Annotated in this window: 11 protein-coding genes; all 11 read right to left on the bottom strand. The window is 53.1% G+C overall.

What is annotated here, in order from left to right:
• Positions 1–3: 3 nt before the first annotated feature.
• The 11 genes from L215_RS0105065 to pckA all read right to left on the bottom strand — a co-directional run bounded on the left by L215_RS0105065 (position 4) and on the right by pckA (position 14,179).
• Entirely contained in the window at positions 4–1,320 is a 1,317-nt protein-coding gene (locus L215_RS0105065) for an AAA family ATPase (protein WP_025884132.1), read from the bottom strand.
• 64 nt (positions 1,321–1,384) lie between these two features.
• Positions 1,385–2,677 (bottom strand): nucleotide sugar dehydrogenase, encoded by a 1,293-nt coding sequence (locus tag L215_RS0105060; protein ID WP_025884133.1) that lies wholly within the window; start codon positions 2,675–2,677, stop codon positions 1,385–1,387.
• Between the two features lie 111 nt (positions 2,678–2,788).
• On the bottom strand, positions 2,789–3,148 hold the full coding sequence (locus L215_RS0105055) for a four helix bundle protein (RefSeq protein WP_025884134.1): 360 nt from the start codon (positions 3,146–3,148) through the stop codon (positions 2,789–2,791).
• Between the two features lie 166 nt (positions 3,149–3,314).
• Positions 3,315–4,283, bottom strand: coding sequence for an SDR family oxidoreductase (locus L215_RS0105050; RefSeq protein ID WP_025884136.1), 969 nt, complete (start codon positions 4,281–4,283; stop codon positions 3,315–3,317).
• A 1,044-nt stretch (positions 4,284–5,327) separates the two neighbouring features.
• Entirely contained in the window at positions 5,328–5,909 is a 582-nt protein-coding gene (locus L215_RS0105045) for a Maf family nucleotide pyrophosphatase (protein WP_025883784.1), read from the bottom strand.
• Positions 5,906–6,688, bottom strand: a complete 783-nt coding sequence (locus L215_RS0105040) for a Rossmann-like and DUF2520 domain-containing protein (protein ID WP_025883785.1) — start codon at positions 6,686–6,688, stop codon at positions 5,906–5,908. The genes L215_RS0105045 and L215_RS0105040 overlap by 4 nt, the downstream gene beginning before the upstream one ends.
• Before the next feature lie 737 nt (positions 6,689–7,425).
• Positions 7,426–9,972 (bottom strand): NAD(P)(+) transhydrogenase (Re/Si-specific) subunit beta, encoded by a 2,547-nt coding sequence (locus L215_RS0105035; RefSeq protein ID WP_027451440.1) that lies wholly within the window; start codon positions 9,970–9,972, stop codon positions 7,426–7,428.
• On the bottom strand, positions 9,969–10,277 hold the full coding sequence (locus L215_RS0105030) for an NAD(P) transhydrogenase subunit alpha part 2 (protein WP_025883788.1): 309 nt from the start codon (positions 10,275–10,277) through the stop codon (positions 9,969–9,971). The genes L215_RS0105035 and L215_RS0105030 overlap by 4 nt, the downstream gene beginning before the upstream one ends.
• Before the next feature lie 147 nt (positions 10,278–10,424).
• On the bottom strand, positions 10,425–11,591 hold the full coding sequence (locus L215_RS0105025; RefSeq protein WP_025883789.1) for an NAD(P) transhydrogenase subunit alpha: 1,167 nt from the start codon (positions 11,589–11,591) through the stop codon (positions 10,425–10,427).
• Positions 11,592–11,783: 192 nt separating this feature from the next.
• On the bottom strand, positions 11,784–12,425 hold the full coding sequence (locus L215_RS0105020) for a hypothetical protein (RefSeq protein WP_025883791.1): 642 nt from the start codon (positions 12,423–12,425) through the stop codon (positions 11,784–11,786).
• A gap of 140 nt (positions 12,426–12,565) precedes the next feature.
• Positions 12,566–14,179: a phosphoenolpyruvate carboxykinase (ATP) gene (pckA, locus tag L215_RS0105015; protein ID WP_027451439.1), complete on the bottom strand. Its 1,614-nt coding sequence runs from the start codon at positions 14,177–14,179 to the stop codon at positions 12,566–12,568.
• Positions 14,180–14,215 lie beyond the last annotated feature (36 nt).

The following is a 14,215-nucleotide window of genomic DNA, read 5'->3' as shown; positions in this document are numbered from 1 at the left end:
TTCTTACTCCTCTGCAATATACTGGTTCATAACGTCGTAGGCTGTATTGAAGCAGCTGAAGATAGGCTCTATACCCTCCTCTTCGGTCAACTTTCTAAAGCGGTAGCGCACGGGCGTGGTCCCTGTCGGCTCACTCATATAGAATAGCAGGGACTTCGCGGTCTCCTCCTCTTCGCTGGCGAACAAGGAGAGCGACTGTACCAGCCTCGGGCTGTGGGTCGCAAGGAGAAATTTGACGCCAAGCTCTCGGTGCAATGTTGTGATGATACGGGCGTACTCGACCGTCCACTGCGGGTGCAGATGAGCCTCAGGTTCGTCTATGATGAGCAGAGTTCTCTCAGTTAGTAACCCCTTCTGAAGTAGCGACTGTATGAGTGCAAAGCTCTTGATGCCCGTGGCAACCTCTTTGATAGCGTAGCTCTCCCCACTGCTCTCGGTAAAGTATATCTTACGTGTCTGCCATATGGCCTCTGGATTATTAGAAGGGAGCTCCACTTGACCATGTGTAATCTTTGTAAGGAAGGCTAAGACCTCAAGTTCCTTATCACTCAACATCGTTGATTCTCTATTATAGAAAAGCTTAATGAGATCAACCCAATTCTGATCAAGCAGACTTGTTAGAAAATCACCTGAGAAATTGGCAATCACAGGAGTGTTAATGTAAAAGACATTATCGAATGAGGAGAAAAGTCCAATGCTTTTCCGTTTAGAGCTGATGATTTCCACTTCTTCTTCCCTCACCTCTAAAGCGTTTATCAAGGTCTCTTTTGATGTGTCGAAAAGCTCAACGAGCTTGTTTAATAGATGGAGAGATGGTCGCTCATAAAGGGTCTTGTTATAATCATCGTAAATGTCATCAATATCGCTCTTTAGCCCATCTAGATGGTTTAGGAATTCGTATCTGTTCTTGATTTTCTTGCTAAAGATTTGTCCCAACCGCTCTCTATCCACGGACTTTACTTGAGCCCCACCCTCATAGTACGCTTGTAGAGCTGCAATTATCTGATATGACTCCTCTTTGGAAAAAGGTTCGCATAAATAGTTTCTATAGCCTTTTCCCATAAAAGACAATCTCAAATCATCTGATAGCAGATCTAAAGATCGGATGAAATAAAAAGTAATACTCTCCATCCTTTTTGCCAGACGATCATCGATCAGCTCTTGATAGTGACTTGCATAATAACCTGCATAGTACATCATGCGACTGATCGTACTCTTGCCAGTGGCATTGAGCCCAGTGAGTACAGTGATCCCATTTAGGGCTATCTGTGCATCTTCGATAGCTCTAAAGTTTGAGATATGTATCTGTAGCTTATCCATGATATTTCTTTCTAATTCAACTGAGAGTGATAGGTGCATGCCTCTCGTTGAGAGGGGGGGCGTGTTACAGTCGCTGGTCGTAGGCGTGGGGTGGGAGGAATGACTTGACGTCGTAGACGACGGCGTTGCCAGCCTTGAGTTTGTCGAGGTCGAGACCCTCGAACTCTCTGTGGGAGACGGCTAGGATGACGGCATCGTAGCGGTCCGTGGGGAGTTCGTTCTGTATCTCCACACCATACTCACGCTGTGCAATCTCGGGATTGGCCCATGGATCGTGGATGGTGACGTTGACATTGTACTCGCGAAGCGTCTTGACGATGTCGATCACCTTCGTGTTGCGCACATCGGGGCAGTTCTCCTTGAAGGTAAAGCCTAGCACCAGCACGTTAGAGTTCAGCACCTGTATACCCCGCTTGAGCATCAGTTTGACCACCTGCTCAGCAACATAAGCACCCATACCGTCGTTCATACGCCGACCAGCGAGGATGATCTCCGGATTGTACCCATACCGCTGTGCACACTGAGCTAAGTAGTACGGATCGACACCGATGCAGTGACCACCGACGAGTCCTGGGCGGAAGGGCAAGAAGTTCCACTTCGTGCCAGCAGCTTCGAGCACTTCTAGCGTGTCGATACCCATACGATCAAAGATCTTCGCCAACTCATTGACAAAAGCTATGTTGATATCTCTCTGAGAGTTCTCAATAACCTTCGCAGCCTCAGCCACCTTGATGCTAGATGCTAGGTGGGTACCCGCGGTGATGACGGAGCTGTAGACAGCGTTGACATACTCCCCCACCTCGGGTGTGGAGCCAGAGGTGACCTTCTTGATATGCTCTACGGTATGCTGCTTGTCGCCTGGGTTGATGCGCTCAGGGCTATAACCTGCGTAGAAGTCCACGTTGAGCTTAAGTCCCGATACTTGCTCAACGACTGGGATACATTCGTCCTCCGTGACGCCTGGATAGACGGTACTTTCGTAGACCACAACATCGCCCTTTGAGATCACCTTACCGATGGTTGTGCTGGCTCCAATGAGGGGAGTCAAGTCAGGGTTGTGGTTCTCATCTACGGGGGTCGGCACGGCTACAACGTAGAAGTTGCAAGAGCGTATCTCCTCAATGTCTGAGGTGCAACGAAATCCGTTGTCCAAGGCAGACTGGAGAAGTTCGTCAGAGACCTCTAGTGTGGCATCGTGTCCCGCCATCAGTGCCTCGACGCGCTTGGCGTTGAGGTCAAAACCGATGGTTGTATATTTAGTGGAGAAGAGTCGGGCTAGTGGTAGTCCTACGTAGCCTAGTCCGATAACGGCGATTTTGGCTGTTGGCTGTTGGCTGTTGGCTGTTGGCTGATTCATATTCGTAATTGGCTGTTGGCGATTGGCGATTGGCTGTTGGCGATTGGCTGTTGGCGGGCTAATGGCTAAGAGCTAAAAGCTAACGGCCAAAAGCTAACAGCCAACGAGCAACTATTTCTTTTGCCTGATTTTGGAGATTAAGCTATTGATTTGTTTCTGCAAGATGGTTAGTTGATTGAGGAGTGGCTCATAGTTCTCAGCTGTTACGTAGCCTAGTTGATTGGCAATAAGTATTTGTGTTTCTACTTCAAATGCGGATCCTAGAGATATCTCAAGAAATCTTGCGAAGTCTACTTCAGACTCTCTAGAGGCTCCCTCAGCAATATTTGATGCTATAGATACTGCAGCTCTTCTGACTTGATTCGTTAGTCCGTACTTCTCGTCTTCTGGAAAACACTTCGTTAGCTGGTAGATAGTCTCCACTACCTGTAAGGCGTTCTGCCAAGCATCGTATTTTCTGAAGTTGCGCATATTTTGTTGGCGATTGGCTATTAGCTGTTGGCTGTTGGCTGTTGGCGATTGGCGATTGGCTATTGGCTGTTGGCTGTTAGCTGTTGGCGATTGGCTGTTGGCGATTGGCTGTTGGCGATTGGCTGTTGGCTAGCTAATGGCTAACGGCCAACAGCTAACGGCCAGCCTATAGGTTCTCCCAGTACCAGTCACAGCAAGCGGCTAAGCCTTGACGCATAGAGTACTTAGGGTCGTAACCTAGTAGTCTCTTAGCCTTGTCAATGCAGGCTAGTGAGTGGGGTATGTCACCGACACGATTGGGACCATGCTTAGGCTCGATGGCCGCAATGGCGGGGTCGTGCTTGGAGAGGTTCTCCTTGAGGTAGTCGACCAACTGATTGAGCGTGGTGCGCTCACCGAAGGCGGTGTTGTACACTTGGTTGACCGCTTCGGGAGAGGTCGTCGTCAGGGCACGCTCGTTCATCTGTATGACATTATCTATATAGGTGAAGTCGCGACTGTAGGAGCCGTCGCCATTGATGACGGGCGCCTCGTGAGCCATCAGCTGCTTGACAAAGAGCGGGATGACCGCAGCGTAAGCTCCGTGAGGATCTTGCCTACGCCCGAACACGTTGAAGTAGCGTAGCCCGATTGTCTCAACGCCATAAGTACGCGCGAAGACATCAGCATATAGTTCATCGACGTACTTCGTGATGGCATAAGGAGACAAAGGACGACCGATCACCTCCTCTACCTTGGGGAGCTTCTCGCTATCGCCATAAGTCGACGAACTAGCCGCATAGACTAGTCGCTTGATGCCCGCATCGCGTGCAGCTACGAGCATATTGAGGAAGCCCGATATGTTGACCTCATTGGTCGTGATCGGGTCTTTGATAGATCGGGGCACAGAGCCTAGGGCTGCTTCGTGCAGCACATACTCCATACCGTCGACGGCCTTGCGGCAGTCGTCTAGCTTGCGTATATCGCCGACGATGAGCTCGAAGCGGTCGGGATAGGCTGCTAGGAGCGGTAGGATGTTGGCGGGCTTGCCCGTCGCAAAGTTGTCGAGACAGCGGACGGTGTGTCCTTCACGGAGGAAGTGCTCGCAGAGGTTGGAGCCGATGAAGCCTGCTCCGCCAGTGATTAGTAGTTTCATGTTTGTGTAAAGATGGGGGCCGAAAGAGGACTCTTTGACATCCAAGTGCAAATGTACATATTTCTGAGCAGTTAGGGGTCGAAGCAAGGGTGACGCATGATGAGACTGTTGCATAAAGGCGAATCGCTGTGTTGCTTTTGGGATTCGGCTTCGGTCACATACGGAGACTGTTGCATAAAGGCGAATCGCTGTGTTGCTTTCGGGCTTCGGCTTCGGTCACATACGGAGGTATGCTCCCTTCAGACCTCACCCTCAGCGCCTTGCGCTTCATCCTTTCTGCAAAGTCAGGACAATCTTGCAAGCAAGATTGTGAGACTGTTGACTTTTGCAACAGTCTCATGATAAAAGTGAGCTCGTTTCAATTGCTACCTAGGAAATGGCAAAATTCTTCGGACTTATTTCCTACCTAGGGAATGACCAAATTCCTACCTGGAAATTTGCCCAATAAGTACCTAGGAAATGGTCAAATTCTTCGGACTTATGATTTGATTCTTCCGAAGTTTCATTTGATTCCTCCGAAGAATTTTTTATTTCCTACCTAGGAATTTGCAAATTCCTAGGTACTTATTGGGGAAATTCCTAGGTACTTATTTTGGGAAATTCCTAGGTAGACGTTCAATCCCTACTTAGGAAGGTGTAATCAGAGGGGAGAGGGGAGAGGGGGGGAGAGATTAGAGGTTAGAAATTAGAGGTTAGAGGGGAGAGCTAGTAGCTCTAGTGGCACTAGAGGCACTAGTGACCCTAGCCAACCGCCAACGGCCAACCGCCAACGACTAACCGCCAACAGCTAACCGCCAACAGCCAACAGCTAACGGCCAACAGCCAACAGCCAACAGTCAACCGCTAACGGCCAACCGCCAACGGCCAACCGCCAACGGCCAACAGCTAACGGCCAACAGCCAATAGCCAACCGCCAACGGCCAACGGCCAACCGCCAATAGCTAACCGCCAATAGCTAACCGCCAATAGCCAACCGCCAACGGCCAACGGCCAACAGCCAACAGCCAACCGCCAACGGCCAACAGCCAAAAGCCAACAGCCTTTTTACGAGAAGAGATCGGCGTCTTGTAGCACGCGGTAGAGGCGCTGCACGGGGAGGCCCATGACGTTGTAGAAGGAGCCCTCGATGTGCGAGACTCCGATGTAGCCGATCCACTCTTGTATGCCGTAGGCGCCCGCTTTGTCGAGCGGCTGGTAGTGCGCTACGTAGTGGTCTATCTCGCTGTCCGTGAGCTGTGCGAAGGTGACCAGCGTGTGGCTCGCGAAGGAGATTTGCCAATCGATCGTGGAGAGCGAAACGCCCGAGACGACCTCATGCTGGCGACCGCTCAGGAGGCGTAGCATACGTCTTGCGTCGTTCAGGTCGTGAGGCTTGCCGAGGATTTGCCCGTCGAGGAGGACAACCGTGTCGGCCGTGATGAGCAGTTCGTCAGCTTGTAGTGTGGGTAGTAGCTGCTCCGCTTTGAGCTGGGAGAGATAGAGCGGCACCTCTTCAAGAGGGAGCGTGTCAGGGTAGGCCTCGCTGTGTCCCTCGATGGTACGTATCTCAAATGGATGGCCGAGTGTGGCGAGGAGCTCTTTGCGCCGTGGCGATTGGGAGCCAAGGATCCAGCGGTAGGGTCTCATAGGGGATAGTCTTCTAGAATAGCTTCGGTGAATAGGTTGTAGAGTTGCGACACCTCTTGCTGCGACTCGGGCAATTGCTCGAGTAGTGCACGGTGGCGAGCGATGGTATCTAGATCGTGCCGGCGGGCGGGTCCCGTCTGCGCTATGTAAGGGTCTATCGTGGTCGCCTTCGAGGCGGTGCGCAGGATGAGTCCGTCGAGCAGGTCTGTGGGGAGGTCAGCCTGTGTCAGCAGACGATGCGCGAGCGTGTAAAGGCGGTTGGTGCAGTTGGAGGCCAGCACGCCCGCGAGGTGTAGCCAGAGCCGTTGGTCCAGTGTGGAGGGGATCGCCTCAACCTGAAGCAGTTCGTTCCACTGCTGTAGGGTGGTCAAGCCTTCGACAGAGGCGAGCTGGTAAAGGACCTTTTGCCCCTCGAAGGGTACGACGACCTCCTTGGCAAAGCTATTGAACGGGTACCAGACGCCGTAGGCGCGCTGTCCGCTGAGGCAGTCGATCGGGGTCACGGCGGAGGTGTGGACGACCAAGCCGTCTAGCGGTGGCAGAGCCGTGGCGACCTCTGCGATGGCTTGGTCGCTGACGGCGATGATGTAGAGGTCGGCTAGGGGAAGCTGTCGCAGACTATCAGTGACGGGGCAGGTGAGTGCGAAGCGCTTGCGGAGCGCCTCGGCATGGGCTAGCTGACGGCTGTAGATGCCGCAAAGCGATGTGGCGGCGTGGCTCGCCAGCGCAGCTGCTATGGAGGTGGCTACGCCTCCTGAACCTATGAGTACGACTTTCATGGAGTATCAACTATAGAGCGGTGTGTCAAAGGTACGAAATTAGAGGTTAGAGGTTAGAGGTTAGAAGTTAGAGATTAGAGGTTAGAGATTAGACTTTAGAAGTTAGAGATTAGACTTTAGAAGTTAGAGATTAGACTTTAGAGGTTAGCTGTTAGCTGTTAGCTGTTGTGTCAAAGCAATACGAGTAGCCCTGTGACGGAAACGACCGCTTGCGGTCGGACGCATCGTAGCCCCCAGTCGAAGGAGCGAAGCTCCGAACGACTGGAGGGTCGGAGTGCCACACGAAGCAAGCGACCTCCCCGCTGTGGAAGGTCGGACTGGGACTGCATCTTCGCTTAGTCCGACCCACAAGGGGCCGACCTCCTATCACGTTCGCCTATCCATCGGTCGTTCGGGGCTGTGCCCCTCCGACCGACGGCTACGATGCGTCGGACCTCTTGCGAGGTCCTTTTTATAAGAGCGATCGGAGCGATCGGACGAATAGTCCAATGAGGAAACGCACGGCGGGTGTCTAGTGGGAGGGCGTCCGTCCCCGTTAAAACCATGATGCAGTAAGCTTTGACAGAACGGAGCCTTCCGACTAGACACTCCCGTGCGTCCTTACAGCAGTGATACGTCTCCCGAAGAAATCGGGAAGCTCCAGGGAGCGAATTAAAAAACTCTCCACGGAGGAATGTGCGATTGCCTCCGTGGAGAGTGTTTAGGAGCCGGTTAGCTGGCTCGACGAAAGTCGCCGATTAGAGCGTGTCGATCAGGTCGCTGAGCGTTTTCTTGGCATCGCCGATGAGTAGTGTCACACCCTCACCACGGCTGTAGAGCGGATTCTCGACGCCAGCGTAGCCAGGCTTGAGGTCGTAGTTGCAGATGATGACCTGCTTCGCCTGATCTACGTTGAGGACCGGCATACCATAGATAGGCGTCCCCTCGGCATTGCGGGCAGCGGGGTTGAGGACGTCGTTGGCTCCGATGACGATGACGGCGTCGGTATTGGCAAACTGATCGTTGATCGCCTCCATCTCGTAGAGACTATCGTAGTCCACATTAGCCTCAGCGAGGAGCACATTCATATGTCCTGGCATACGACCAGCGACAGGGTGGATGGCGTACTTGACCTCGGCACCGCCTCGAGCGAGCTTGTCGGCGAGCTGCTTGACCTCCTGCTGTGCTTGTGCTAGAGCCATACCGTAGCCTGGCACGATGATGACGCTCTTAGCGTTGTGTAGCACCTCGGTGGCAGACTGTAGCGGTGTGGCTGTGCTGGTAGCTGACGAAGCGGCGGGGGCTGCGGGAGCACTCTCCGCATGATCCAAACGATCCATCAGGTTGGAGAGCGTTGCCTTAGCATCGCCTAGACAAAGGGCTACGCCTTCGCCACGGCTGTAGAGCGGGTTCTCGACACCAGCGTAGCCAGGCTTGAGGTCAAAGTTGCAGATGATGACCTGCTTCGCCTGATCCACATTAAGGACTGGCATCCCATAGATAGGCGTTCCCTCAGCATTGCGCGCAGCGGGGTTGAGGACGTCGTTGGCACCGATGACGATGACCGCATCGGTATTGGCAAACTGATCGTTGATCGCCTCCATCTCGTAGAGACTATCGTAGTCCACATTAGCCTCAGCGAGGAGCACGTTCATGTGCCCTGGCATACGACCAGCGACAGGGTGGATAGCGTACTTGACCTCGGCACCGCTCTTGGCGAGCTTATCGGCCAACTGCTTGACCTCCTGCTGCGCTTGTGCAAGAGCCATACCGTAGCCTGGCACGATGATGACGCTCTTAGCGTCACGGAGCATGCCGGCAGCCTGTGAAATAGGATCGCTAGCGGAACTGCTGCTAGCGGGCTGTGCGGTGGCTGCGGAGCTGTCCAGTCCAGAGAGGATCTGATCGATCGTAGCCTTAGCATCGCCTAGGCAAAGGGCTACGCCCTCGCCACGGCTGTAGAGCGGGTTCTCGACACCAGCGTAGCCAGGCTTGAGGTCGTAGTTGCAGATGATGACCTGCTTCGCCTGATCCACATTGAGGACGGGCATACCGTAGATAGGCGTTCCCTCAGCATTGCGCGCAGCGGGGTTGAGGACGTCGTTGGCCCCGATGACGATGACCGCATCGGTATTGGCAAACTGATCGTTGATCGCCTCCATCTCGTAGAGACTGTCGTAGTCCACATTAGCCTCAGCGAGGAGCACGTTCATATGTCCCGGCATACGACCAGCCACAGGGTGGATGGCGTACTTGACCTCGGCACCGTTTCGAGCGAGCTTGTCGGCGAGCTGCTTGACCTCCTGCTGCGCTTGTGCTAGAGCCATACCGTAGCCCGGCACGATGATGACGCGCTTAGCGCCACGGAGCATCGCAACAGCTTGGTCGATAGGAGAGCTTTCCTGCTTAGGCTGAGGCGCAACGGGAGCTTTGGGGGTAGTTGTGGCAGGCTTGACGGTAGCTTTTGCCTTGCCGTGAGGGATGAGGATATTGATGAGCGAGCGGTTCATCGCACGGCACATGATCTGCGTGAGGAGGAGGCCCGAAGCACCGACGACACCACCGACAGCGACGAGGAAGATGTCGCCAATGGCCATACCAGCGATAGCGCCAGCCACACCGCTCAGGGAGTTGAGCAGGCTGATGGTGATCGGCATGTCGGCACCACCCACACGTATGGAGAAGTAAAGCCCGAAGAGCGCACTGAAGAGCATCGTGCCGATCATAGCGTAGAGGAGGGCAGTAGGCATCTGGTAGTTGATCGTGCCGATGAGTAGGAAGAAGACTGCGACGACGAGTGTGAGCGAGGTGGCTACGTTGTGAAACGGCCAGACGACCGACTTCTGAGGCAGTACTCTATGTAGCTTGCCCGCTGCGACGAGGCTCCCGACGAGGGTGAGCATACCGATGATGATCGCGAGGAAAGCGGTGACCAGCGTGAAGTGGACGTTGCTCTCAGGTAGCTGGAAGAGTGTCAAAGCACCGACGAGTGCCGAGGCACCACCGCCGATACCGTTGAGCAGAGCCACCATCTGCGGCATCTGGATCATCTTGACTCGTGTGTAGAGTAGGACGCCGATGATACCACCGATGAGGATGCCTGCGATGAGCCAGGGGAAGGTGACGACTTGTAGCTTGAGAAGCGTGACGATGACGCCTAGCCCCATGGCGGTAGCACTAAGCGCATTACCACGAGCAGCGCTCTTGACCTTGCTCATCATAGCGATGCCCACGAGCACGAGGATGCTGAGGATCCCGCAGATGACGTAGTAGACGGGATTAGAGATCTCTATGAGTGTATTCATGCCTTGCCTCCTTTCTTGTTTTTGGTAAACATACGGAGCATGCGGTTGGTCACGCCAAAGCCCCCGACGACATTGATGGTGGCGAGGATGACGGCTACGACTCCAAAGATTTGCTGGAAGAGACTACCGTCTTCAGCTATGATAGCTGTGGCAGTGGCGGCGAGTGCTCCCGTGATGGTGACGCCACTCAGGGCGTTCATCCCCGACATGAGGGGGGTGTGCAACAAGCTAGGCACATTGCTGATGAGCTTGTAGCCGACGAAGGTCGCCACAAGGAAGATGGCGACGAGGATCAGTGGGTTCATTGAGAGATAAGAGGTTAGAAATTAGAGATGAGAGGTTAGAGATTTAGAAAGTAGAGGTTAGAAGCCAGAGTATGACCCATTAGGATCATATACTCTGACGTCTAACCTCTAGAGACTGGGCGGGAAGTCAAGTTCCTTCAATCTAGGCTACTTCTTGAGTCCCATAGCCTCGAGAGTACCCTCGTGGATGATCTCACCAGCCTCGGTCGTGACGACGATAGAAGAGGTGATCTGATCGCTCATGTCAAGGTGCATCTTGCCATCCTTGACGAGGTACTTGACGAGGTTGTACATATTTTGTGAGAACATCCAGGTAGCGCTCTGTGGAAGCATACCAGGGATATTCTTGATACCCTCGATGACCACGTGGTGCTTGACGTCACGCTCGCCTGGAGTCGTGATAGCGCAGTTACCCCCCTGATCAATAGCGATATCAACGATGACAGAGCCAGGCTTCATCGACTTGACCATCTCCTCGGTGATGACCACGGGAGCGATCTTGCCTGGTACGAGTGCGCTACAGAAGATGACGTCCATATCCTTGACGTGATCAGCTAGCACCTGACGCTCATGCTCTAGTAGCTCAGGGCTCAAGTGTAGTGCATAGCCACCGGGAGCGACAGCTTTGTCAGCGGGGATGCCTAGATCAATAGGCTTAGCACCGAGACTGGTAGCCTGCTCAGACGCTGCGGGACGGATATCAGCTGCGTAAGTGATACAGCCCAGACGACGAGCTGTAGCGAGTGCCTGTAGACCAGCTACGCCGACACCGATGACGAGCACCTTGGCGGGGTCAATCTTACCAACGGCGGTAAACATCTGTGGCATGAAGAAAGAGAGATCGTTCGCAGCCATCAGGATACCCTTGTAGCCAGCGCAAGTACTCATAGAGGTGAGGGCGTCGAGGTTCTGCGCACGAGAGATACGAGGCACACCGTCGAGGGTGAGTCCGATGACACCCTGTGCAGCCATCTTGCGTACCATGTCATGGTTCACAGGAGAGGCGGGGTGGATGAAGGTGATGAGGTACTGCCCCTTGTGCATCATGTCGATCTCATGCTTGCCAAGCTGCTCGTTGAAGAGTGGCTCCTTGACCTTGATGATGATCTCCGCACGGCGGTAGATCTCCTCGGGACCTTGTATCAGCTCAGCGCCAGCTGCCTGATAGTCCTCGTCGTGATATGCTGCGCCTTCGCCAGCTCCACGCTCAAATAGTACAGTGTGTCCATCAGCGACATACTGCTTCACTGCCTCGGGGCTCGCTGCTACGCGAGCCTCATCGTGCATGATTTCTTTAGGTACGCCTATTATCATAATTCAAATGTGTAGTGAATGAATAGTCTTCTGCCTAGAATGGGTCGCATGCGAAAACATCCGTATCGCACCTGCACCCCTTCATTTCGCAAATATACACACTTAACTTCAAAGTCACAAGAGCGCGCCCCGCGACTAGGATAGAATTACATCTCTAGTACGGAAAAGCGAAGCATGGTTGTCTACTGCTTGCTATAAGTCGTCTAGAAAACTTTGATCAGCTTTTATTCCATTTAGATAGTCCTGATACTCAATAGCGACATATCCCTCGTTATAGGCACTAGAATTGCTTCTAATAGCTAAATAAATTGACCCTATAAACTCCCCTTTTGAAGAACCAGCTCCATAGTTGCACAAATAGGTGCAATTGTCTAAAACGAGTTTTCTCATCTTATCGCTATCGCTACTTGGGGGATAACCTTGGAACTCCTCAGTGCTTTCGAGTAGCAAGTATTTCTGAGAGAGCCAATCTTTAAATTTGTTATACCTCATCTCAATTTGAGACCAACTGTCTTGCCCTGGAAAGACAACTCGTACTTTATACACATTGGCTGTAGCTGGATACTTGTATATGAATACATCAGAGTTAGATATTCCAGCGAATGTCCCCGTCATCCATATAACATCAGGAGAGAGTGGATCCTTAAGGGTAAAACCCCGACTTTTCAGTTTGTTCGCAAAGGATTTAGGCGATCCATCAATGGGAATCCCCATAAACTTCAAATGTTCTGTGGTCTTTGGCTGACTTTGGCTCTTATCTTGCTGAGCTGTAAGACCAGTGAAGGCGATTAAAGCTACAAAAAGAGTAGCTAGGATCATTCTGTAGTGCTTCATAGTAGTGTTTGCTTGTATGCCCCAAAGTTAACAAAAACTAGAGAGATGATGCAAGAAGTATTCGCCACAAAAAAGAAAAAAGCAGAGGTCTCACTCACGGGAGAGTGGGACCTCTGCTGATTAGTTATGAGTTAGCTCTACTAGAGCTTAGGACCTGCCTCGACGAGCTTCTTGCCATGCTCGTTGGTGGCAAACTTCTCGAAGTTCTTGACAAAGCGCTTAGCCAGATCCTGAGCCTTCGTCTCCCACTCAGCGGGATCAGCGTAAGTGTCTCGTGGATCGAGGATAGCGGGGTCTACGCCCGGTAGCTCCGTCGGGATGGCGAAGTTGAAGTGGGGTAGCTTCTTCGTCGGAGCCTTGTCGATTGAGCCATCGAGGATTGCGTCGATGATGCCACGGGTATCCTTGATCGAGATACGCTTGCCAGTGCCGTTCCAGCCCGTATTGACTAGGTAAGCCTTAGCCCCGACAGCCTTCATACGCTTGACCAGCTCCTGACCGTACTTGGTCGGGTGGAGCGAGAGGAAGGCTGCGCCAAAGCATGCCGAGAAGGTCGGTGTTGGCTCCGTGACGCCACGCTCGGTACCAGCCAGCTTGGCCGTGAAGCCTGAGAGGAAGTAGTACTGCGTCTGCTCTGGATCGAGGATCGAGACAGGAGGTAGCACACCGAAAGCGTCTGCCGAGAGGAAGATCACCTTGTTTGCATGACCTGCCTTAGAGACTGGCTTGACAATGTTGTCGATGTGGTAGATAGGGTAGGAGACACGTGTATTCTCCGTGACAGACTTATCGGAGAAGTCAATCTTACCGTTGGTATCTACCGTCACATTCTCTAGGAGCGCATCACGGCGGATGGCGTTGTAGATGTCAGGCTCTGACTCTTTGCTCAGGTTGATCACCTTAGCGTAGCAGCCACCCTCGTAGTTAAAGATACCATTGTCATCCCAGCCATGCTCGTCGTCGCCGATCAGCTTGCGCTTGGGGTCGGTGCTGAGGGTCGTCTTGCCCGTGCCCGAGAGACCGAAGAAGATAGCGGTCTCCGTCTCGTCCTGATTCGTATTGGCCGAGCAGTGCATTGAGGCATTGCCACGGAGCGGGTTGAGGTAGTTCATATAGGAGAACATACCCTTCTTCATCTCGCCACCGTACCAGGTGTTGAGGATGAGCTGTATCTTCTCGGTTAGGTTAAAGACGACAGCCGTCTCGGAGTTCAGCCCGAGCTCCTTATAGTTGGTCACCTTAGCCTTCGAAGCGTTCATGACGACAAAGTCGGGCTTGCCAAAGTTTGCCAGCTCCTCCTTGGAGGGGCGGATAAACATATTGGTGACGAAGTGAGCCTGCCAAGCGACCTCCATGATAAAGCGAATCTTGAGGCGCGTGTCTGGGTTAGCACCGCAGAAGGCATCGACGACGTAGAGCTTCTTGCCCGAGAGCTCCTCGGTGGCAATGCGCTTAAGCTCCTGCCACGTCTCCTGACTGGTGGGCTTGTTGTCGTTGGGGTACTCGGGGGTGGTCCACCAAATGGTGTCGCGGGTTGTGTCGTCGAGGACGAAGAACTTGTCCTTTGGTGAGCGACCCGTGTAGACGCCCGTCATCACGTTGACAGCGCCCAGCTCGGTGAGCTGTCCGCGGTCATAGCCCGTCAGGTCTGGCTGTAGCTCAGCCTCGTAGAGCTGATCGTACGAGGGATTGTAGATGATCTCAGCTGGCGCTTTGATGCCATACTGGGAGAGATCAATGTTGTGCTGTGTCATAGCTTTATATAGTTTATTGAGTTCTCGTAAGTGTCT

Origin of the sequence: Porphyromonas uenonis DSM 23387 = JCM 13868 (assembly GCF_000482365.1) — a bacterium.
Classification (GTDB): Bacteria; Bacteroidota; Bacteroidia; order Bacteroidales; family Porphyromonadaceae; genus Porphyromonas; species Porphyromonas uenonis.
Note: the sequence above shows the minus strand (reverse complement) of the source record. Positions and strands in the feature narration are given on the sequence as shown.